The sequence below is a fragment of the Micromonospora sp. WMMD558 genome, from assembly GCF_049315255.1.
In the GTDB taxonomy this organism is placed as follows: Bacteria; Actinomycetota; Actinomycetes; order Mycobacteriales; family Micromonosporaceae; genus Micromonospora.
On record NZ_CP186061.1, the window covers coordinates 4,967,475 to 4,989,589 of the forward strand.

General features: G+C 68.9%; 14 protein-coding genes. 4 read left to right on the forward strand and 10 right to left on the reverse strand.

The window, feature by feature from the left end; all coding sequences use genetic code 11:
- Window positions 1–167 precede the first annotated feature (167 nt).
- Window positions 168–1,049, forward strand: coding sequence for an NAD(P)-dependent oxidoreductase (locus ACN26Y_RS23645; protein ID WP_422733541.1), 882 nt, complete (start codon window positions 168–170; stop codon window positions 1,047–1,049).
- Between the two features lie 222 nt (window positions 1,050–1,271).
- Here ACN26Y_RS23645 and ACN26Y_RS23650 read toward each other — a convergent pair whose 3' ends face one another.
- The gene (locus ACN26Y_RS23650) at window positions 1,272–2,411 is read right to left on the reverse strand and encodes a helix-turn-helix domain-containing protein (protein ID WP_422733542.1); all 1,140 of its coding nucleotides are present in this window, start codon (window positions 2,409–2,411) and stop codon (window positions 1,272–1,274) included.
- 395 nt (window positions 2,412–2,806) lie between these two features.
- On the opposite strand from ACN26Y_RS23650, the gene ACN26Y_RS23655 reads away from it, so the two are divergent.
- Both ACN26Y_RS23655 and ACN26Y_RS23660 read left to right on the forward strand, forming a co-directional pair.
- Window positions 2,807–4,129, forward strand: a complete 1,323-nt coding sequence (locus ACN26Y_RS23655) for a hypothetical protein (protein ID WP_422733543.1) — start codon at window positions 2,807–2,809, stop codon at window positions 4,127–4,129.
- Window positions 4,130–4,169: 40 nt separating this feature from the next.
- Window positions 4,170–4,667 (forward strand): NUDIX domain-containing protein, encoded by a 498-nt coding sequence (locus ACN26Y_RS23660; protein WP_422733544.1) that lies wholly within the window; start codon window positions 4,170–4,172, stop codon window positions 4,665–4,667.
- Between the two features lie 136 nt (window positions 4,668–4,803).
- On the opposite strand, the gene ACN26Y_RS23665 is transcribed toward ACN26Y_RS23660, so the two are convergent.
- The 6 genes from ACN26Y_RS23665 to glgX form a co-directional block, all read right to left on the reverse strand.
- On the reverse strand, window positions 4,804–5,778 hold the full coding sequence (locus ACN26Y_RS23665) for a reverse transcriptase family protein (RefSeq protein ID WP_422733545.1): 975 nt from the start codon (window positions 5,776–5,778) through the stop codon (window positions 4,804–4,806).
- Between the two features lie 126 nt (window positions 5,779–5,904).
- Window positions 5,905–6,783 carry a hypothetical protein gene (locus ACN26Y_RS23670; protein WP_422733546.1) on the reverse strand — a complete coding sequence of 293 codons (879 nt, stop codon included), beginning with the start codon at window positions 6,781–6,783 and terminating at the stop codon, window positions 5,905–5,907.
- A gap of 317 nt (window positions 6,784–7,100) precedes the next feature.
- Window positions 7,101–8,927, reverse strand: a complete 1,827-nt coding sequence (locus ACN26Y_RS23675; RefSeq protein WP_422733547.1) for an ATP-dependent nuclease — start codon at window positions 8,925–8,927, stop codon at window positions 7,101–7,103.
- A 199-nt stretch (window positions 8,928–9,126) separates the two neighbouring features.
- Entirely contained in the window at window positions 9,127–10,860 is a 1,734-nt protein-coding gene (gene treZ / locus ACN26Y_RS23680; RefSeq protein WP_422733548.1) for a malto-oligosyltrehalose trehalohydrolase, read from the reverse strand.
- Window positions 10,857–13,187 carry a malto-oligosyltrehalose synthase gene (treY, locus tag ACN26Y_RS23685; protein WP_422733549.1) on the reverse strand — a complete coding sequence of 777 codons (2,331 nt, stop codon included), beginning with the start codon at window positions 13,185–13,187 and terminating at the stop codon, window positions 10,857–10,859. The genes treZ and treY overlap by 4 nt, the downstream gene beginning before the upstream one ends.
- Window positions 13,187–15,304: a glycogen debranching protein GlgX gene (gene glgX / locus ACN26Y_RS23690; RefSeq protein ID WP_422733550.1), complete on the reverse strand. Its 2,118-nt coding sequence runs from the start codon at window positions 15,302–15,304 to the stop codon at window positions 13,187–13,189. The genes treY and glgX overlap by 1 nt, the downstream gene beginning before the upstream one ends.
- A 333-nt stretch (window positions 15,305–15,637) precedes the next feature.
- Here glgX and ACN26Y_RS23695 point away from each other — a divergent pair, with 333 nt between their 5' ends.
- The gene (locus ACN26Y_RS23695) at window positions 15,638–17,041 is read left to right on the forward strand and encodes a glycosyltransferase family 4 protein (RefSeq protein ID WP_422733551.1); all 1,404 of its coding nucleotides are present in this window, start codon (window positions 15,638–15,640) and stop codon (window positions 17,039–17,041) included.
- Window positions 17,042–17,223: 182 nt separating this feature from the next.
- Here the strand turns inward: ACN26Y_RS23695 and ACN26Y_RS23700 are convergent, their stop codons facing one another.
- The 3 genes from ACN26Y_RS23700 to ACN26Y_RS23710 form a co-directional block, all read right to left on the reverse strand.
- Window positions 17,224–18,507: a citrate synthase gene (locus ACN26Y_RS23700; protein WP_155332397.1), complete on the reverse strand. Its 1,284-nt coding sequence runs from the start codon at window positions 18,505–18,507 to the stop codon at window positions 17,224–17,226.
- Window positions 18,508–18,664: 157 nt separating this feature from the next.
- Window positions 18,665–20,701 (reverse strand): sulfatase-like hydrolase/transferase, encoded by a 2,037-nt coding sequence (locus ACN26Y_RS23705; protein ID WP_422733552.1) that lies wholly within the window; start codon window positions 20,699–20,701, stop codon window positions 18,665–18,667.
- Window positions 20,694–22,112 (reverse strand): methyltransferase, encoded by a 1,419-nt coding sequence (locus ACN26Y_RS23710; protein ID WP_155332399.1) that lies wholly within the window; start codon window positions 22,110–22,112, stop codon window positions 20,694–20,696. The genes ACN26Y_RS23705 and ACN26Y_RS23710 overlap by 8 nt, the downstream gene beginning before the upstream one ends.
- Window positions 22,113–22,115 lie beyond the last annotated feature (3 nt).

Below are 22,115 nucleotides of genomic sequence, written 5' to 3' on the forward strand. Positions count from 1 at the left end.
ACTTACCTTTCGGTGAGTACCGCACTTCGAAGTAGGTACTTGTCGACACTACCGCTGTTCGTGAGGCTGGACGGGACGCTCCCGCCCACGACAGGCAGTCCCGCTCGTAGGCGGCAGCGCCTTGATGCCGATTCGAAGATCCACCGTTGTGGAGAGGATGGACGCGAATGTCAGAGCCGAATCCGACCGTCGCCGTGCTCGGACAGGGCCCGATGGGAGCCGCACTGACGCACGCCCTGCTCAAGGCGAAGGTTCCGACGACCGTCTGGAACCGAACGCGCCAACGGGCCGAAGCACAGGCAGCCGCTGGAGCCCGCATAGCGCCGAACGCAGAGGCCGCCGTCCGCGCCGCGGACCTTGTCATCGGCGTGCTGAGAGACGGCAATGCGACACGAGCGGTACTCGAGCCGATCCCCGGAGACGCCTTCAGGGGACGCACCATCGTCAATTTCGCCACGTCAACCCCGGGCGAGGCACGCCGAATGGCCGAATGGGCGGCCGAGCGCAGGACGTCGTGGCTGAGCGGCGCCATCATGGTCCCCACTCCGCTCGTGGGAACGCCGGACGCGCTGTTCCTCTACAGCGGCGAGCGGGCGCTGTTCGACGCTCATGCCGACGTGCTGGCGGTCCTCGGAGGCGACGCACGGCACGTCGGCACCGACCACGGGCTGGCCTCGCTGCTCGACACCGGCATGCTCGAGGTGTTCTTCGCCGGCATGACGGGATTCCTGCATGCGACGGCCATGGTCACCGGTCAAGGGCTCAAGGCTACTGACTTTCTCCCGTTCGCCGAGGTCATGATCAACATCCTGCCGGCGTCCTTGGCCGGGCTGGCCCGAGACGTCGACGCCGGGACGTACCCGGGAACCGAGGACAACCTCACCATGGAGTTGGCAGCCCTCGGCCACATCGTCGACACGAGTGACGACCTCGGTCTGGACGGCAGATTCCCGCGGGTCATGCGCGACCTGGCAGCCGCCGCCGTCGACAGTGGCCACGGTGGCGACGGCTGGTCCCGAATCATCGAGCAGCTACGGAAGCCGGCTTAGTGATCCCACGTCACGCTGGACGCTCCTGGTAGCCGATCGGCTGCCCGACCCCTCGCTGCTCGGGCACCTGCGCAAGCGCCTCAACTTTCTGATCAACGAGAACCTGCGGTCCACTTTCGGCCAGTAGGCCGGCCCGTCCGACGCGGCGGCCGTTATCCGGTCAGCGATGAGTTCCGCCGTCCCAACCGGTCAACCAGCCGCATCGGGCGACCGCGACGATGTCTACCGGGTCAGGCCGACCAGCGTCGCCAGGCGCGCCACGCCGGCCGGCGCCGGGTGGCCGCGGGCGACCTCGGCGATCACCGTACGCGCCAGAGGCCGGCACCGGACCTCGGCCGGCGCGACGGCGTCGGCCTCGACCAGCGCGCGGGCCGCCCCGCGCAGGTCACCGATCTGAAGGTACGCCCGCGCGACGTCCACCAGGTACGCGGCCCGGTGCTCGGCCGGCAGCCACCGCCACGCCTCCCGCCGCACGACCGTCGTGTGCCGCTGCACCGCTCCCCCGCCGTCCCCCAGCTCGACCGCCACCACCACGCGCGCCAGCTCGACGGCGGCCGGCCCGAAGCCGGTCCGATGGGGATCGTCGCCGGCTCGGACCTGGGCGGCTATCCCGGCGGCGCGCTCGGTCAGCTCCTCGGCCCGGCGGGCGTCGCCGCAGCCGGCGGCGGCCAGGGCGGCCTGGAGCAGCAGCGTCCCGTGGACGGCCTGCGCCTGCGTCGGCGTGAGCCGGCTCGCGGCGGCGAGCGTCGCGGCGAGGGCCAACCGGTGCCGGCCCAGCGCCCGCAGCGCCTGCCCGATCGACACGGCCGCCGCCGCGACCAGGACCGGATCGCCGCCCGCCGCGGCCATCGCCCGGTCGGCCGCCAGCCACGCGAGGTCGGCCTCGCCGAGCTTCACCAGCAGCGACGAGGTGATCCGGTACGCCGGCACGAGCAGCCCTGGCTCTGCGCTCCGGGTGGCGTCGAGCAGCCCCGGCAGCACCCGCACGAGCTGCGCGTAGTGCCCGTGCTGGTAGGTCAGCCAGGCGTGCTCGACGTGCCGCCGGACCTCGCCTGTCGGCTTCGGCGGCGGGTTGTCGTAGCGGGCGAGGGCGGCCCGGATCCCGTCCACCCCGTCCAGCGTCTGCGGTGTGGCCGGTGCCGGCGGGCTGTGCTGGCCGAGCAGCGCCATCGGGTCGACGCGCAGCACCTCGGCGATCTCCTGGATCACCGGGTACCGGTCCAACGCGCGGACACCCCGCTCCACCTTGTCCACCCAGCTCTTCGACCGGCCGAGCCGGTCGGCGAGCATCTGCTGGGTCATCCGCCGCCGTACCCGCCAGCGCGCCACCCGGCGACCGATCGGCAGGTCATCAGCGGTCACGCCGCCACCGCCGGTCCGGCACCGCCCGAGTGGTGTCTTCCACGGGTACACGCTCCGCCTCGGCCTGCTTTAGCAGACGTTGCTTCGCAGCCTCCCGCTCCGACTCCTCTACTTGCTCACCCCGGCTCACCGACTCGTCACGCCGCATCCGCCACCTCCGTCACGTGGAGCGCCGCCAAGTGCGGGCTCCACATGGCAGCGAAGTCGAGTGCGGCCTGACCCAACAGGTGGCGACTCATGTGTGCCGTTGCGTTAGCTCCCGCAGAGGTTGTGCGGGGTTGCGCGGGTCCCCCATACGAGTACTGCAAGCCATAGGATCGTCACCGTTGGTAGTTGCTCGATCTCGGGAGGCACGTGTCGTGGTGCGGCCAGTCACGAATGGAGCGTTTGAAGCGTTGCTGCGCGACGCCGGCTACGACAATGCCCATGCTGCTTTCGCCCGCCAGCTCAACCACGCTGGACGCGCCCACGGCACGTGGCGATACGACGCCGCCAGCGTCTATTGGTGGCTGCGAGGACGTCGACCCGAGAGACGCGTCCAAGCCACCATGGCCGATGTACTCGGCCGCAGACTCGGTCGTCCCGTCGCGATCGTGGAGCTGGGCTTCACTGCCGCCCACGTTGCCGCGCACGTCCCCTACCCCGTCTCCTGCAGTGACGCGATCGAGTCCGCCGAGCGACTCTGGACTACGTTGACCAAGCAGTCCAGCTCGCCGACCAATGGGACGTTCGACAGCGCCCAAGCGCTCCAAGCCGCGATCGCCTGGCGGTACGACCGGCCCGACAAGCCGGTCAGCCGGAATGGTCGACAGCCGGTCACGACGGCCGAAGTCCAGTCGCTGTACGCACTCGCCGACCATTTCACCGATCTCGACCGACGTCATGGCGGCGGATCGCCGCGCGCCCGGGCTCTCATGGCCGACTTCCTTGTTCGTCAGGTCGCCCCCATGCTGCACGGCGCCTACACCGGCTCCGTTGGGCGGGAACTCATGCGCGCAGCCGCGACGCTCTCCGGCCAGCTCGCCTTCATGTGCTACGACGCAGGCGATCACGCCATTGCCCAACATCACCTGACCATCGCCCTGCGGCTCGCCAAGGCAGCGGACGACCGTCTGTACGGCGCTCACCTGCTTGCCAACCTCGCCACCCAAGCCGTCTTCCTCGGACACGCGCAAGATGCCGCTCGGCTCGCCGAAGCAGCCATCGATGGCGCAGACCGCGCCCCCGCTGCGGTCCGCGCGCGGCTCTATACCGCTGTGGCCAGCGCCTACGGACGGTCGGGCGAGAGACGCGCATGCCAGACTGCACTTGCCAGGGCGGAACGCGACCTCGACCGAGCGAGCGCCCACGCTAGTCCCCGGTGGGCCGCCTACTTCAGCCCGGCTCATTTTGCCGGCACCGCGCTGAAGTGCCTGAGCGACCTCCGCCTCTACACGCAAGCACTCCGGTACGCACCCGACGCGATCGCTCTTGCGGGTCGCAACGCTCGGACACTCGCCCTGCACACCGCTCTGGTTGCCACGACGCATGCCCGCGCCGGTGATATCGACGCCTCCTGCTGCTGGGGCAGAGAGGCAGCGCGACGCGCCACAGACGTTCACTCTGCCCGGGTGAAGCACCGGGTCAGCGAACTGATCGCCGCGCTGAGTCCACGTCAAGCATTGCCCCAGGTCAACGAACTCCTAGTTGCCTTCGGGACTACGCCACCGCCTAATTAGCGCGAACCCATGTGGCGGCCCGTCGGCTAGCGTCACTGATGTGACCTGGACGGAGCCCGCCACCTGGTACGCCAACCTGCCCTCCTTCTATGCCGCCGCTGCAGCCTTCATCACCGATCCGGCTGGCAACGTGCTGCTCGTCAAACCGACGTACCGAGACCACTGGGCCTTCCCAGGGGGTTACGTTGACGAAGGCGAATATCCGCATGAGTCCTGCGCCCGGGAGATCCGGGAAGAGCTGGGGGTCCATGTGACGGCAGGCGAACTGCTGGTTGTGGATTGGGCACCGCCCGCCGGGCAACGGCCACGGGCAATCATCAGCTTCACCTTCGACTGCGGTTCCCTCATTGGCCCAGACGGCTTGGACTTCTCGGGACAAGAGTTGGAGGACATCGCGTTCTACTCCCAGGAGGAGGCCGAGGAGCGTCTTCCCGATAACGTAGCTCCGCGAGTCCGGGCGGCATTGCAGGCCCGAGCCCAGAATGCCCCGATCTACCTTGCCGGCGGCTCGGCTACCCCTCTTCACATAGTCAGTTGACCGTCGTGCGCGGAGTCGACCAACGGTCACCGATGCCACGCATCGAACGTAGCGCCAGATCCATAGACCGAGACTAACTCTCCCCACTGACATGCTCGCTACCCACTTGTCGCTAGCGGGGCTATCTGGTCACTCCTCAATCCAGATCGTTGATCTGCATCAGCCACTCGATATCGCTGCTGGAAATATACTGCTCTGGAAGCACCTCGTGAAATAGTCGCAAAAGGTCGTAGCCCTCGTCGGGCTCGACGGCGGCGATGTAGCGTGCCCAACCGAGAAGGCGCTGGGGTAGCATGTCGGCGTTTTCGCCACCAAACTCAGTCATGTAGGTTTCGTAACCAAATTTCGCAATAATATGCGAGACCCAGCGCATGCGCCGTTTTATTTCGCGTGGGATGCGTGGACGGTCCTCAGCCCCAACATAGAGTCCAGTCACATACTGGGGGCCACCCCGCCGCATAAAGGCAGTCTTACTTGAGTTGATGGACCAGCCTGCATCGTTGATAATCCGCTCAATGTCGGCATAGTGCTGGTCGGTCACCGCGCCGGAGAATGTGAGGTCGTCCACATAGCGCGTAAATGACAGACCTTCCACTGCCGCATGTTCGGCAAGAAGCCGATCCGTATCCTGAAAAGCGAGATTGGACAAGAATGGAGACGTGCTTAGTCCAATTGGAAGCTTGCCAGCTATGGTGACAATACCAATTGCTAACTCTGCCGCCTTCTCATTGTATCCTTGCTCCTGCAGTGCGGCCCTCAGCTGTGTTGAGTTAATCGAAGGGAAAAAGTCTTCGAGGTCAACACGCAGGACACATGCCTTGCCAAGATGTGCGGACGCGTTGGTCAAAGTCGAGCGTTGAGAAACGAATCCATGGACGTGGTCGGGTGGCCGGTATGGCAATTCCGTCGAGAAACTCCGATGGAGATTCTTGGTTACGGCGTCAAGCACATGTCCTGGCTTGATTATCTCGCGCAACCCTCCACGTCTCTTGCGGAACGACCGAGCTTGGTAAAGACGTCCAGCCCCCGACGGAAGGCTCTCGAAGAGCATTTCCAGTATTCCCATCGGAGCGCCTGCGTGCTGTGCGAGATCGTGGATGGAGTAAGACATTGGCAGGCCCTTGCGTCTTAGGTTGCGAGAGTAGGGCCGGCGTCCCTGTCCAAGAACTATTCAGCAACGCACGCGGACTCGCGCACTAAATGACTCCGGCCCTACTCGGGGCGAGTGTACCACACATCAATGTAGTGGGGTCTTTCGGCTGGTAATGAGGCCATGCTCCAGGGAATACAGAACGGAGATGAACGGCTCCACCTCCCGGAAGGCCCGATAGTGCCGACTTGCCGGATCAGCCCTATTGTCGGCTCGGAGCCACCTACTTACCGCCAACATTATGTAGTCCACGATAGCCATGGACATTGCTTCCGTCTTGGTAAGCATGGAGATGTTGAGCCGTGGTAGGGGAACTTTGCGCCCAAGCTTAATATAGGCTCGCTTAAGCGCATTTTGAGGTAGAGTTCGGATCAACTGCCGCAAGCTGTCATTCTGCTCGATGCAACACAACAATTCTGACTCGTTACGATGTCGGATCAGTAGATCGCCGAGCAGGCTTTCGTACATGAACGCGAGCTTTTCGGTTTCGGTGTCGCCTGCTCTGGCATCAGTCCTCTCAGTGACTAGAAGATATGCCTTGAAGGGCAGGTCCTGCATAAGCTCGATAAACGGGCCAGAGACTTCCAATGGATCGGTTGAAGCGTGGAATCCGTGTTTGCGAAAATCCTCAAAGCTTCGCAGTCCGCCGAGGCTTCGCCGAGCGGACAAGCGGCGATAGAGCTCCCGGACTCGGTTCTCAATCTCTTCCGAGTTCTCGTTCGTTTCGACCGCACCCACGATCAACGGCTGCGACGGGTGCCCATTCCCTGACTCGTCCATGTATAGCTTCACCACGCTACGCTCCCAAAAATAGTCCAAGGCGGAGCCGACGCCTTGCGTCGTCAGAGACCGTCCTTCCTCCATCTGCGACTCGGCTCTCCGCTGGTCGCGCCAGCCCATCTGCCATGACCTCGTCATGAGATGGATGCTGCCACGGGCGTCAATCAGGGCGGAGATCCAGCTCACTCACGTCATGAGGCGCGGAGACGCTGAGCTCGGGGCTGTTCGAACGTCGGGCGTAGTCCCTGGTAGAAGGCTGGGCGCCGGTCGAGCGCATCTGCCATCCCAAGCCCTGGGCGCCGACGCTGGCTCGGGCGAGAGGAGGTGCGGCAGACCGCCCGGGGAACAGATGGGGCACAAGACACCGTCAAACGTTGGCAAGCAGCCGGCAATACTGTGAGGTCCTAACGCCGCCTGAACTGGATCGACGGCATGCCGGCGCAGGCCACCGGGTGATCCCTCAGCGCCCTCCTTGAGACGTAACGGCCCAAGATCAGCAACGGCTACTTGCTTCTGGCAACCCGCCGCAGCGTCTCTCTAAGCCCTTCAACCGACACAAGCTCGGGCTGCCGGGCGGCTACGGCGTTAACGAATGCGTCCTTCGACCTGAAGTAGGTTGCTTCTGCAACGAAGGCTCCGATGATCCACTTACCACGGACCATGGTCCAAGGGCTGGGTAGGGCCAGATCCCACGCCGCCTCTGCCTCTACAATCGCCTCCTCAACCATTTGCGGCGTCAACGGCTGCGCCAAGTCCGCCACCCTGCGTAGCCTTTCCAGAGCATCGCCGCCGCGAGGACTCGGCCAAATGATCCTGGTACGTCCCCGCAGGAGTCGCTGAGCGTATTCACTCACCGCCTGATCCCTGTGCGCGATCAGCTGCTCGGTTAGAAGCTTCTGCAGGGCGTCTACCGAACTGTAAGACTCTCGAACTAGCTTCCCGTCAACTGCAGCTTGCAGGAATGCCGGGTCACTAAGAAGGGCGGCTTCGATGTCGGAGACTGGCCATACGTGGCAAATGTCCCGCAAGCCTGCGGGCACATCGTCGGCCAGCACATCCGAATCTACAATCGCCATAATCGGCAGGCCGTAGCCAGCAAGCAGGTTGAGCGCCTTTATTGTCGGCTCCCGGCCGCCCTTGGACTGGATGCTTGCGGACGCCATCTCTGGCACTAGAAGAGGCAAAACGGTGGCGTCGAATTCCCCCTCCGTCAAGACCAGCAAGTCGGCCTGAGTTAATGAGCTGGCACGGAAACCCGCTTCGCGATAAAGATCGAGCCGTTCTACCTCGTCCTCAATGATCGCAGGTGCAGCCGAGTGACGGAGCCGAACAATCCCGGCGGTCGGAAGCGCATCCAGGACGGAAGGGCTATGAGTTGCCACGATAAGTCGGCCACCTGTCTCTAGACCTGGGCGTAGTGCACGTAGCAGCCGGGCGCTGAGCGACGGATGTAGGTACGCATCCGGCTCGTCGATTGCAACTAGGCTGTGCCCTTCTCCAGCACGAAACACACGGCTTATGATAATGAGCGCTTGTCGTTCGCCGCTCGATAGACTACTAACCTCATGGGTTGAACCGTCGGGCAGCCCTATTCGGAGCGACGAGGGGTTCTCGGCAGTCAGAGGCAGCAACTTCTTTGGAAAGAGCAGCGAGTCAACCGAATCACGAAAGCGCTCCCATTGAGACTGCGCTCGGCTTACAAGCGCCGCATCTTCTGATGGTAGAAATCCAGCTACGCAAAGCGCCTTGGCATACGTCTCGAATTCTTGGTCGTCCAGGTGCCCGGGACCAAGGCTGCTCGCTCGCGCATCGATGATCTTCTGGACGGCTGCCTCCGGGCTTAACTGCGATAGGTCGACTGAAGCCGCGCCAGAAGGATGGAATCGTCTTTCGGCGGGCAGATAAATTACATTGAGGCTTGGGCATCTCTTTAGGAGTTGCGAGGAATGAAGCCCACCCACGATTGATGGATGAGGGGTGCCATCAGCCGCGCGGGCGTCACGCCTTACATTTCCAGTTGAAGTTCGCATGACAGTCACAGCAACCCGCTCAGGGGGCCGCCCGCGCCGCCAATTATTCTCACGGTCGAAAGCCTCAAACTGATCAAGCTCGTTGCTATCAAAGGCGAATCTGATCGATACTCTGGCCTCCACATCCGGACTCCGCGCGACGGGAAAGGCTGTGATCCAAGGCGTTAAGAGCGATGCGAGTAGCTTGGACTTTCCAGTCCCGTTAGCTCCGGCAAAGGCGACCATTTGCTGTTGGGGTATTTCAAGATCAAGGTCAGGCAGGCCGCCGATATTCTCAACCTTAAGTCTTTCGATGCGCACGCAGCCAATCTACTGCAGCCCGGTGCTTGAAGCGAGCCGAGGTGCATGGATGGCGAGGCCCGTGAGCCCGCTCCGAGTAGAAACAATCGCCGGGTGTTGCAGGGTCCCGCCAGGGGCGGCAGCTTTGCTTTGCGTCCTATGGCTGCTTCGACCGCATGTGAGGACGGCGCGGGGCGGCTGCCCATGGTTCACTCAAACCTCAGAGCGCCACGATCGCTGCCGTCTCCGCCGGTAGCTCAATCCGGTCCCGCATCACCGTCACGCCGTCCCCGGTGGCCAGCAACACCTTCCGCACGACCCCGGGCAGCGTGATCCGCTGCGGCTTCCCGGCCAGGTTCGCCGCCACCAGGCACTCCCCCCGCCGCATCAGCAGGAACTGGTCTCCGTGCCGCACGTCGACCGCCGTCAGCCGCGGGTCCGTCAGGTCCGGCCGGCTCTTCCGCAGCGCGATGAGCCGCCGGTAGAACTCCAACATCTCCCGGTGCTCCGGCTTGTCCAGCTCCGCCCAGTCCAGCCGCGACCGGATGAACGTCTGCGGATCCTGCGGATCCGGCACGTCCTCCGTAGCCCACCCGTGCGAAGCAAACTCCCGACGACGACCGTTGGCGACAGCAGCAGCCAACTCCGGCTCCGGGTGCGACGTGAAGAACTGCCACGGCGTCGAAGCCGCCCACTCCTCCCCCATGAACAGCATCGGCGTGAACGGCGCCGTCATCAGCAACGTCGCCCCCACCCGCAGCAGCCCAGGCGAGAGCGTGGAAGAGATCCGATCCCCGGTAGCGCGGTTCCCGATCTGGTCGTGGTTCTGGAGGTACGCCACGAACCGGTGCCCCGGCGTCCGCTGTCGATCGACTGGCCGCCCATGATGACGCTGACGGAACGAAGACCAGGTGCCCGCGTGGAAGAACCCGCCGGTGAGCACGTCGGTCAGGCATTCCAGCGAACCGAAGTCGCCGTAGTAGCCCTGCCGCTCCCCCGTCAGCAGCGTGTGCAGGGCGTGGTGGGCGTCGTCGTTCCACTGGGCATGCAGGCCGTACCCGCCGGCCTCCCGGGGCGTAATCAACTGAGGGTCGTTCAGGTCGGACTCGGCGATCAGCGACAGCGGCCGGCCCAGGTGCGTCGACAGGGCCTCGACCTCGACCGCGACCTCCTCCAACACATGCACCGCGCGGGAGTCGGGCATCGCGTGGACGGCGTCCAGGCGCAGGCCGTCGACGTGGTAGTCCCGCAGCCACATCAGCACCGAGTCGATGATGTAGCGGCGCACCCCGTCCGAGTGCGGCCCGTCCAGGTTGACCGTCCGGCCCCACGGGTTCGACTGCTCGCTGAGGTACGGCGCGAACATCGGCGCGTAGGCCCCGGAGGGCCCGAAATGGTTGTAGACGACGTCGAGGATCACCCCCAGCCCCTTCGCGTGGGCCGCGTCCACGAGTCGTTTGAGGCCGTCCGGCCCGCCGTACGGCTGGTGCGGCGCGTACCAGCAGACCCCGTCGTAGCCCCAGTTGTGCTCGCCGTTGAAGGCGTTGACCGGCAGCAGCTCGATCATGTCGACGCCCAGGTCGACCAGGTGGTCGAGCTTGGCGATCACCCCGTCGAAGGTGCCCTCGGGGGTGAAGGTGCCGACGTGCAGCTCGTACAGGACGCTGCCGGGGAGCTGCCGGCCGGTCCAGCCGGAGTCGGTCCACGGGAACGCCGCATGCGAGTAGACCCGGCTCGGACCGTGGACGCCATCAGGCTGCCACGACGAGCGGGGGTCGGGCAGGGCGTAATCGTCGTCGTCGAGGAGGAACGCGTAGTCGGTGCCGGGGCCGGCGCTCGGCACCTCGACCCGCCACCACCCGCCGGCGCCGGCGCGCATCTCGTGGTCGGCGTCGCCGAAGAGGCGCAGCCGCACCCGGGCGGCTTCGGGCGCCCACACCCTGAACTCGGTCATGCGGCAGCCTCCACGGAATCGGTGGGAGCGAGGAGGGCGACGGGATAGGTGCGCAGCAGATCATGAAGCAGCAGCTCAGACCCACTGTAGACCCGTCCGGTGAACATGTCTGTAACAGAATGCGCGGAAATCGACAGCCTGGTTCCGCGCCACCCGCCACGAGCGGCCAGCCGCGCCGGCAGGCGGGTGGCGACGGCGATCGCGCCGCCCCGGTCGAAGGCGACCGCGTGCCGCGCGGCGAGCCCACGCGCGGGCACCGGCCGGTAGCCGGTGAACAGCTCCGGGCGGTCCCGGCGCAGCCGCAGGGTCCGCGACACCACGAGCAGCTTCGCCGCCCCGGACGCGTCCACCGGAGGATGCCAGCCAGCGTCGAGCCGGGCCAGCAGGTCCTTGCGTACGGCGAAGTCGACCGGCCGCCGGTTGTCCGGGTCGACGAGGGAGTTGTCCCACAGCTCGGTGCCCTGGTAGGTGTCCGGCACCCCGGGCATGGCGAGCTGCACCAGCTTCTGCCCGAGGGAGTTGGACCAGCCGGCCGGGGTGATCCGGTCGGCGAAGGCGGTCAGCTCCGCGTTCAGCGCGGGGTCGTCGTACAGGGCGTCGACCAGGTCGTGCATCGCCTGCTCGAACGCCGGGTCGGGGTCCGCCCAACTGGTCGAGGTCGACGCCTCCCGGGCGGCTTTCTCCGCGTACGCGTGGAGGCGCTCGCGCTCGACGGGCCAGGCGCCGACGGCGGTCTGCCACAGCAGATGGGCGAAGGCGGGGTCGGGCAGCGGCACCCGGGCCAGCCAGCTCCCGACCTGCACGGCCCAGCGCTCCGGCAGCTCCGACAGGACGGCGAGGCGGGCGCGGACGTCCTCCGACCGCTTGGTGTCGTGGGTGGAGATGGTGGTCATGGCGGCCGGCCAGCGCACGTTGCGGGCGGCGGCGAAGCGGTGGAACTCGGCCGGCGGGGTGCCGAAGTGGGCGGGGCTGCCGCCGACCTCGTTGAGGGCGATGAAGCGGCTCCACCGGTAGAAGGCGGTGTCCTCCACGCCCTTGGCCATCACCGCGCCGGTGAGCTGCGGGAAGCGTTTCGCCAGCTCGTCGTCCGGGTCGCGCAGCCGGCGGGTGACCGCGTCCAGGACGCCGGTGAGGTCCGGCCGGCGGCGGCCGGCCTCGGAGCGGGCGGCGGCGAGGTGCCGGGCGCCCTCGGGCGGGTAGCCGCGGTAGACGTTGAACGCGGCGGCGAGTTCGGCGAGCGCGGCGCGCACGGCGTGCCGGTCCAGTTGGGGGACGAGCATGGCGAGCCGGGTCAGCTCCGCCGACAGCAGCCGGGTTGCGGCTTCGAGCTTGGTGTCGTGGGTGAGGTCTTCCCAGGAGGTGTGCCCGCCCACGAGGCGGGCGTCGAGGGCGGTGAAGTCCCCCTCGGCGTCCGGGTCGACGAAGAGACCGGAGACCGCCGACAGCGCCTCGTAGCCGGTGGTGCCGTCGACCGGCCAGTCCGGCAGCTCCTCCCCGTACTCCAGGATCTTCTCCACGACCAGCCACACGGCGGGCGCGGCGGCGCGGAGCCGGGCCAGGTAGTCGGTGGGGTCGCGCAGCCCGTCCGGGTGGTCGACGCGGATGCCGTCGATCTCCCCGGCCTGCGCCCACCGCAGGATCAGCTCGTGGGTGGCGGCGAAGACCTCCGGGTCCTCCACCCGCAGGCCGGCCAGGTCGGAGACGGCGAAGAACCGGCGGTACGTGAGTTCGCTGTCGCCGCGCCGCCAGGACACCAGTTCGTAGTGCTGCCGGTCGTGCACCTCCCGCGGCGTGCCGTCGCCGGTGCCGTCGGCGATCGGGAAGCGGTGCTCGTGGTAGCGCAGCTCCCCGTCCACGATCTTCAGGTCGTCGAGGGCCGCCGGGTCGTCGGCGAGGACCGGGAGCAGCAGCCGGCCCCGGTCCCAGTCGATGTCGAACCAGCGGGCGTACGCGGAGTCGCGGCCCCGGCGCAGCACGTCCCACCAGGCGGGGTTGGCCGCCGGCCGGGCGACCCCGGCGTGGTTGGGCACGATGTCCACGACCAGGCCCAGCCCGGCGGCCCGCAGCGCGGCGAGGAGGCGCTGCCGGCCGGCCTCGCCGCCCAGCTCGGGGTTGACCTGGCGGTGGTCGACCACGTCGTAGCCGTGCGGCGAGCCGGGGGTGGCGGCGAGCAGCGGCGCGCTGTAGAGGTGGGTGACGCCGAGGTCGGCGAGGTAGCCGGCGAGCCCGGCGGTGGCGTCGAGGTCGAAGCCGGGGCGGATCTGCACGCGGTAGGTCGACCCGACCCTCGCCGAGGTGGCGGGACCGGGTTGCGGGGTGGGGGGCATCAGATCGTCCTCTCCAGGACCACCAGGGAGCGGTCGGGGACGGTCAGCGCGTCGCCGGCCTCGACCGTCGTCGTCTTCTCCGGTTCCGGCTCCGCGGTGCTGATCACCAGTTCCCAGCGCTGGCCGAACTCGGCGGGCGGCATGGTGAAGTCCAGCGGCGCGTCGTGGGCGTTGAAGCAGAGCAGGAACGAGCTGTCGACGTGGCGCTGGCCGTACTGGCCGCGTTCGCGGATGCCCTCGCCGTTGACGAACAGCGCGACCGACCGGCCGAAGTCGTTGCCCCAGTCCTCGCCGGTCATCTCGCGGCCGTCGGGGGTGTACCAGGCCAGGTCGGGCAGCGGCTCGTCGACCAGCCGGGAGCGCACCGGCAGGCCGGTGAAGAACCGGCGGCGGCGGAACACCTGGTGCCGGCGGCGGAAGTCGACCAGCCTTCTCGTGAAGTCCAGCAGGGCGGTGTCGGCGTGCTCCCAGTCGATCCAGGCCAGCTCGCTGTCCTGGCAGTACGCGTTGTTGTTGCCCCGCTGGGTGCGGCCCAGCTCGTCGCCGTGGCCGATCATCGGCACGCCCTGCGAGAGCATGAGGGTGGCGAGGAAGTTGCGTTTTTGGCGCGCGCGTAGGCCGAGGATTCCCGGGTCGTCGGTCTCGCCCTCGACGCCGCAGTTCCAGGAGCGGTTGTGGCTCTCGCCGTCCCGGTTCTCCTCGCCGTTGGCCTCGTTGTGCTTGTCGTTGTACGACACCAGGTCGTTGAGGGTGAACCCGTCGTGGCAGGTGACGAAGTTGATGCTGTGGAACGGGCGGCGCCCGTCGTCCTGGTAGAGGTCGGCGGAGCCGGAGATGCGGGAGGCGAACTCGGCGATGGTGGCCGGCTCGCCGCGCCAGAAGTCGCGGACGGTGTCCCGGTACTTGCCGTTCCACTCCGTCCACACCGGCGGGAACTGGCCGACCTGGTAGCCGCCCGGCCCGACGTCCCACGGCTCGGCGATCAGCTTCACCTGGCTGACCACCGGGTCCTGCTGCACCACCTCGAAGAAGGTGGACAGGCGGTCGACCTCGTAGAACTCGCGGGCCAGGGTGGCGGCCAGGTCGAACCGGAAGCCGTCGACGTGCATCTCGGTCACCCAGTACCGGAGCGAATCCATGATCAGTTGGAGCGAGTGCGGGCTGCGGACGTTGAGGCTGTTGCCGGTGCCGGTGTAGTCGACGTAGTACCGCCGGTCCTCCTCGGACAGGCGGTAGTAGCTGGCGTTGTCGACGCCCTTGAAGCTCAGCGTGGGCCCGAGGTGGTTGCCCTCGGCGGTGTGGTTGTAGACGACGTCGAGGATGACCTCGATGCCGGCGGCGTGCAGCGCCTTCACCATGCCGCGGAACTCCTGCACCTGCTGGCCGAGGCGGCCCAGCGCCGAGTAGCCGTGGTGCGGGGCGAAGAAGCCGATCGTGTTGTAACCCCAGTAGTTGCGCAGGCCCAGGTCGGCCAGGCGGTGGTCGTGCACGAACTGGTGCACCGGCATCAACTCGATCGCGGTCACCCCGAGCTTCCGCAGGTGCTCGATCATCGGCGGGGAGGCGATGCCCGCGTACGTGCCGCGCAGCTCCTCCGGGACGTCCGGGTGGCGCATCGTCAGGCCGCGCACATGCGCCTCGTAGACCACCGAATGGTGGTACGGGGTGCGCGGCGGCTTGTCGTTGCCCCAGTCGAAGTACGGGTTCACCACCACCGACTTCGGCATGAACGGCGCCGAGTCGGTGTCGTTGCGGGTGTCCGGGTCGCCCAGCTCGTAGTCGTACACCGCCGGGTTCCACTCGACGTCGCCGTCGATCGCCTTCGCGTACGGGTCGATCAGCAGCTTGTGCGGGTTGCAGCGCAGCCCGTTCGCCGGGTCGTACGGGCCGTGGACGCGGTAGCCGTACCGCTGGCCCGGCTCGATCCCCGGCACGTACGCGTGCCACACGTACGCGTCGACCTCGCGCAGCTCGACGCGGCGTTCGGTGCCGATGTCCCACTCGTCGAAGAGGCAGAGCTCGACCTTCTCCGCCACCTCGGAGAAGATCGCGAAGTTGGTGCCCATCCCGTCGTAGGTGGCCCCGAGGGGGTAACGCTCACCCGGCCAGACCTGCATGTCGCTCCTTCGGCACACGATCATGAGCGCGGCACCGCACCATGAGCGGGCCACCGGCGGGGCCGCTGGCACGCACGCGGTTATTGCCCCACAGAATTCGCCACCAATCCCACCGTTCGGCCGATGACCGGAATCCACCCTACTGACCCCTGGTAAACCTTCAGGTGTCTTCCGTCACGGTCGCCCTTCTCCCGGGTGCGGAATCGGCCCGCATGCGCTTTCTTGGATAGGGCGCGCGGGTGCGCGCCTCCGCCCGGCCTCTCGGCCGACCCCACCACCTTCTCTGCCGGCACCGGCGCCGGCGCGACCCACCATGCATGGACGGAGATTGATGTGACCACCCTGCGGGTCGGCGAGCCGCTCGCCACCGCCCCGGACCGGATCCACCGGCCCACCCTCACCTCCCGTACCCAGGTCCCGGCCCAGCCGGCCCCGGGCGTCCCCCCGCAGCCCCGCCGGATCCTGATGCTGTCGTGGGAGTACCCGCCGGTGCTCGTCGGCGGCCTCGGCCGGCACGTCCACGCCCTGTCCGTCGCCCTCGCCGCCGCCGGCCACGAGGTCACCGTCGTCACCCGCCACGCCGACGGCGCACCCCTGGAGGAGTACGCCGACGGCGTCCGCATCGTCCGCGCCGCCGAGGACCCCGTCACCTTCCCCCTCGCCACCGGCTCGCTGCTGGCCTGGACGATGGCGTTCAACCACACCCTCACCCGGGCCGCCCTGCGCGCCGCCGAGACCGGCGGGTACGACGTCATCCACGCCCACGACTGGCTCGTCGCGCACACCGCGATGACCCTGCGCGAGCACCTGGACATCCCACTGGTCAGCACCATCCACGCCACCGAGGCGGGCCGGCACCAGGGCTGGCTGCCCGAGGAGATGAACCGCACCATCCACGGTGTCGAACAGTGGCTGGCCACCGAGTCTGGCCGGGTCATCGCCTGCTCGGGCTACATGCGCTCGGAGGTCACCACCCTGTTCCGGGTGCCGACCGCCCGCGTCGACGTGGTGCCCAACGGCGTGGAGCCGCGCCGCTGGCGGGCGCCGGCCGCCGCGGTGGCCCGCGCCCGGGCCCGCTTCGCCGGGGACGGCCCGCTGGTCACCTTCGCCGGCCGGCTGGTGTACGAGAAGGGCGTCCAGCACCTCCTCGCCGGCCTCCCCCGGCTGTGCGACCGGCACCCCGGACTGCGGGCGGTGATCGTCGGCGACGGCCCGTACCGCGGGGAACTGGAGGCGGAGGTGCGACGGCTCGGCCTCGGCGACACGGTCAGCCTGCCCGGCTTCCTCGGCGGCACCGACCTGCCGGCGGTGATGGCGGCGTCGGACTGCTTCGCGGTGCCGAGCATCTACGAGCCGTTCGGGATGGTGGCCCTGGAGGGCGCCGCCGCCGGGGCGCCCCTCGCCGTGTCCGCGACCGGCGGGCTCGCCGAGATCGTCGAGCCGGGCGTCACCGGGATGACCTTCCGCCCGCAGGACCCGGACGGCCTGACCGACGCCGTGCACGCCCTGCTGTCCGACCGCGACCACGCCCGCCAACTCGCCCGCCGCGCCCGCCAGATGGTCCACGACCAGTACGGCTGGCCCCAGATAGCCGCCCGCACCGCCTCGACGTACGCCGCAGCGATCACGGAAGCCCCCACCTTCGCCACGGCGAGGGCGGCCCACCGCATGACCCACGGCCACACCCCGCCGCCCCTCCCCTCCGGCAACCTCCTAACCACCCCCGCCCTGCGGTGAAAGGAAGGGCCCCCTCTTAACGCCTGGGGTAGAGGAAGGGCCCCCTGTTAACACCTGCCCATCGGCGCGGACGACGAAGGCCGCCGACCCGGACTCCAGGTCGGCGGCCTTCGTGCGGCACCGATGTTAAGAAGGGACCCTTCCTCTACCTGAGGCGTTAAGAAGGGGCCCTTCCTTGCACCTCAGCGCTCGTTGGATGGGGTGTAGTCGCGCTCGGGGGAGCCGGTGTAGACCTGCCGCGGGCGGCCGATCTTGGTCTCCGGGTCGTTGATCATCTCGCGCCACTGGGCGATCCAGCCCGGGAGCCGGCCCAGCGCGAAGAGCACCGTGAACATCTTGGTCGGGAAGCCCATGGCCTTGTAGATCAGGCCGGTGTAGAAGTCCACGTTCGGGTAGAGCCGGCGGGAGACGAAGAAGTCGTCGGCGAGCGCGATCTCCTCCAGCTCCATCGCGATGTCCAGCAGCGGGTCCGGCTTGGCCATCCGGCCGAGCACGTCCTGGGCGGCCTTCTTCACGATCGCGGCGCGCGGGTCGTAGTTCTTGTAGACCCGGTGGCCGAAGCCCATCAGCTTGACGCCGGCCTCCTTGGCCTTGACCTTCTGTACGAAGGCGCGGACGTCACCGCCGTCGGCGTGGATGCGCTCCAGCATCTCCAGCACGGCCTGGTTGGCGCCGCCGTGCAGCGGGCCGAAGAGCGCGTTCACGCCGGCCGAGACCGAGGCGAAGAGGTTGGCGTTGCTGGAACCGACCAACCGGACGGTCGACGTGGAGCAGTTCTGCTCGTGGTCGGCGTGCAGGATGAACAGCTGGTCCAGCACCTTCGCCACGACCGGGTCGACCTCGTACGGCTCGGCCGGCACGCCGAAGGTCATCCGGAGGAAGTTCTCCACGTACCCGAGGGAGTTGTCCGGGTACAGCAGCGGCTGGCCGATCGACTTCTTGTACGCGTACGACGCGATGGTCGGCACCTTCGCCATCAGCCGGACCGTCGACATCTCCACGTGGGAGGCGTCGAACGGGTCGAGGCTGTCCTGGTAGAAGGTCGAGATCGCGCTGACCGCCGAGGAGAGCACGGCCATCGGGTGCGCGTCGCGGGGGAAGCCGTCGAAGAACCGACGCATCTCCTCGTGCAGCAGGGAGTGCCGCCGGATCCGCTCGGAGAACTCGGTGAGCTGCTGCTGGGTGGGCAGCTCGCCGTAGATCAGCAGGTACGAGACCTCCAGGAAGGAGGACTTCTCGGCCAGCTGCTCGATCGGGTAGCCGCGGTAACGCAGGATCCCCGCGTCGCCGTCGATGTAGGTGATCGCGGAGGAGCACGCTGCCGTGTTCACGAAACCGGGATCGTACGTCGTCAGCCCGGTTTCCTTGAGCAGATTGCCCACGCGCATTCCGGAGGGGCCCTCGACCGCGGGGTGCACCGGCATCGAGAGCTGCCCACCGGGGTGATCGAGCTTGACTTCCGTCATGTGGTTCCTCGCTTCGCCGGCAGATCTTCGCTGAATTGCCTTCGCTTCTACCGTATTCGCGGTTCGCGGGACACCGCCCGCGGTGGTTCTCCGGTGAGGTATGCGTCACCCGATTCCCGACCAGCCGGCTGGGAAACCCCGGTCGGGCCGGCGCGGGTCAGGAGAGCGCGAGGCGGGCCAGCGTACCGTCGGCGGCGACGAGGAGGAGGTCGAGGCGGTTCGCCCCGACCTGGAACAGCCGGTCGTCGGCGACCAGGGCCGCGAACCGGCGACCGCCGGCGTCCCGGGGAACCACCGGCACGACCGCGGCGACCCGGCCGTTGACCGCGACGGCCAGCGGCGTGCCGTCGGGCACGGAGTCGGGCAGGTCGCCCCAGACCAGCGCGGGCAGCCGCCCGGCGTCCGGGTCCACGTCCCGGAACGCGGCGAGGTCGCCGACGCGGGCCGAGCCGGCCGTCGGCGGGTTCCCCACCGGGGTACCGATCAGCGGGTGCGGGGAGGGTGGCGGCGGCGCGGCCGGCACCCCGCCGGAGATGGGGGTGCCCTGGGCGGGCCGGTCGTAGAAGAGCTTGCCCGGGTCGTCCCGCGGCGCCTGCCGGGCGGAGCGGCCGTCGACCGGCCACGGCACCCGGATCCCGGCCTCGTCGGCGACGGTGGGCAGCAGGTCGACGTGCTGCCAGTTCCGGTCGTCGACGCGACCGGCGCGCTGCCCCGGCGACTTGACGAACAGCGGCACCCAGGCGACCTCGTCGACGGCGGCCCGGATCGCGTCCATGCCCCGCCCCTGCGCGCCCCTCGTGAAGCTGACCCCGTGGTCGGCGGTCACCACCAGCAGCGCCTGGTCGTACAGGCCGGTGGCCCGCAGCGTGCGCAGCGTCTCGCCGATCAGCCGGTCGGTGTAGCCGAGCTGGGCCAGGTGGCGCTGCCGGGCCAGCTCGATCCAGCCCTCCCCCACGTTCGGGAAGTCCTCGGGCGCCTCGTAGCGCATCCCGGAGGGCAGGTACGCCCACGGCGAGTGCGGCATCAGCAGGTGCAGGAAGTGCAGCGTCGGCGTGGCCGACGGCTTCAGGCCGGCGAGGAAGCTGGTGAACCGGGCCGGCTGGTTGGCGTTCAGCCGGTCCCACCGGAACTTCGGGTCGGTGGGCACCGGCTCGGCCGCGTCGACGCCCGCCTCGGCGGCGGTGCGCTCGCGGTAGGAGTCCTGGGGGTCGACCCGGCTGTCGACGGGCGCGGCGAGGCGGGCCAGCAGCTCCGCGCTCTCCCGGACGAGCACACCGATCCCCTGCTCCGGTGTCACGCGGCGCTCGCAGCGGCTGGGTGGGCAGAGCCGGGTGATGCTCTCCTCGGCGCGGATGTCGTACAGGCCGCCGAAGGCGGTGAACAGGTTGTCCGGGTGCTGGGAGTAGTGCGGCGCGGCACCGGTCGTCGGGTAGCGCCCGGACAGCATCGCCGGCATCGCGTACGGCGTCCAGCCGCTCACGCCGGTCGCGTTGCGGTAGAAGGTCGACCCGGCGGCCAGCTCCGCGAAGTGCGGGAACCGGGCGGCGTCCACCCGCCCGTCGGGGCCGAGCAGGGAGACCAGGGGCAGCTCGTCGAGGATCAGCATCACCACCGGCGGGTGGCGGCCCCCGTTGGCGACCCCGGCGGCCCCGCCCTCGCCACGTGGCAGGACCACCGCCGACGTCGGCGAGGCGAGCAGGAACAGCCCGACGAAGATCGGCGGACCCACCGCCGCCACGCGTAGCACCCGCCCGGGTCCCCGCCAGCGCCGGTGGGCCACCGCGCCGCCGGCACCGGCCGCGACGGCGACGAGCAGCAGCGACGTGCCCCGCAGCGTGGTGACGGACCGGCCGACCTGCACCGCCAGCGCCGCGACCAGCAGGCCGACGAGGGTGGTGTGCGTCGCCGCCCGGACGCGTGCTCCGGCGAGCCGGGACACCGCGCCGAGCAGCCCCACCGCGAGCGTGGGTACCAGTGCGACCAGCGCCACCAGCAGCAGGATCTCACCCCGGTCGGCGCGGTGGAACAGGAAGAAGTCCGGGCTGCGGCCCAGGACGTCCAGCAGCGGCTGGGTGACCGCGAGCCCGACCAGGGCGGTGATCTCCAGCAGCCGGCCGCGCTCCGCCCGCCAGCCGGCCCGGAGCCGTACGGCCCGCCGGCCCGGTGGATCGGGCGGGGTGGCCGGGTCAGCCACCCACGACCGCCCGGTAGAGCGTCCGGGTGCCCGAGGGCAGGTCGAGGCGGTTCTCGATGCGGCAACGGGCCCCGAGCAGCCGCTCGAACTCGTCCCGCCGGTAGTCGGGGAACAGCCCGTCCGGCTTGTTCGCCAGCAGGCGGCCGGCCATCGGGTCCTCCGGGTGTACGAACTCCACGACGAGCCGGGCGCCGGGCACGCCGAAGCCGGCGAGCCAGTCCACCACCTCGGGCAGGGGCACGTTGCGCCCGATCGCCAGGTGGTGGACCACGGCCAGGGCGAGCACCGCGTCGGCCCGTGCCCGGTCGGCGAAGGCGGCCCGCTCGACGCCCCGCCAGCCCCCGCCCGGGGACGGGTCGGCAAGGTCCATCACCAGCGGCAGGATGCGCCGCTCCCCCTCGGCCCGCAGCGCCCGGTACAGCCGGTCCACCACCGCCGGGTCCTGTTCGGCGGCGACGACGTAGTCGGCGTGGTCGGCGGCGAGGCGGGCGTAGCGCCCGTCGTTGGCGCCGAGGTCGAGCGCGAGGCGGGCGCGGGGCCCGGCGGCCAGCGACCCGGCGACGAAGCTCTCCTTGGCCGCCCGGTCGGCGGCGCTGTAGCCGCAGGTGCGCTGGTAGTCGATCCAGTGGCTGGCGGGCGGCTGCCGGTCCAGGCGGCCGACCAGGCGTTCGAGTCCGCGTACGGTGGCCAGGGCCAGCTCCCGCGAGTAGCCGGCGGCGCGCAACTGGGTGCGGACGTCGGCCGTGCTGGCCCGGGCGTTGCGGCGCCGCATCGCGTCGTGCAGGTGCACGTGGGCGAACACGCCGGGCCGCAGCCGGTGTCGGCCGGCGAAGAGGCGGCGCATCTCGTCCGGCTCGATGCCGTCGACCCGGGACCGCAGCCACGGCTGGAAGTCCAGCCCGAGGTGGGCGCCGAGCATCAGCGGGTAGAGCAGCGTCTGGCAGAACTGGCGGTAGCCGGCCCACGGTTCGCCGTCTCGGGCCGGCGTGAACGAGCCGACGTCGATGAAGACCGGCTGCGCGCCGCGCCACTGGAGGTTGTAGGCGGACCCGTCCTTGGTGGTGAAGCCGGCCGGCAGCGCCGCACGCAGGATCTCCAGGTGCAGCAGGGCCGCGTCGCGCAGCATGGCGTGCGACCACTCGTACGGGTGGGAGACGAACGGGATGCGCTCGTGGCGCAGCACGGCCGCCCAGCCCTGCGGCACGGGTACGGTCTCGACGGGCTCGGTGCCGCACACCCTGCCCTCGGCGAGCAGGGCGGGGAAGAAGTCGCTGGCGGCGAGCGCCCGCCACTCGGCGGCGGCCCGCTCGTCCAGCACCCGCAGCACCTCGTCGCCGTGGTGGTAGACGCGGTTCGCCGGGTCGCGGAAGGACGCCGGCTCGGCCCGCAGGCCGGTGTCGGGGTACGCCATGCC

Bases quoted from the DNA above. Each gene is read 5' to 3' on its own strand.
- ACN26Y_RS23645 (WP_422733541.1), top strand. From the start codon at position 168: ATGTCAGAGCCGAATCCGACCGTCGCCGTGCTCGGACAGGGCCCGATG.
- ACN26Y_RS23665 (WP_422733545.1), bottom strand. From the start codon at position 5,778: ATGTCTTACTCCATCCACGATCTCGCACAGCACGCAGGCGCTCCGATG.
- treZ (WP_422733548.1), bottom strand. From the start codon at position 10,860: ATGACCGAGTTCAGGGTGTGGGCGCCCGAAGCCGCCCGGGTGCGGCTG.
- treY (WP_422733549.1), bottom strand. From the start codon at position 13,187: ATGCCCCCCACCCCGCAACCCGGTCCCGCCACCTCGGCGAGGGTCGGG.
- glgX (WP_422733550.1), bottom strand. From the start codon at position 15,304: ATGCAGGTCTGGCCGGGTGAGCGTTACCCCCTCGGGGCCACCTACGAC.
- ACN26Y_RS23700 (WP_155332397.1), bottom strand. From the start codon at position 18,507: ATGACGGAAGTCAAGCTCGATCACCCCGGTGGGCAGCTCTCGATGCCG.
- ACN26Y_RS23710 (WP_155332399.1), bottom strand. From the start codon at position 22,112: ATGGCGTACCCCGACACCGGCCTGCGGGCCGAGCCGGCGTCCTTCCGC.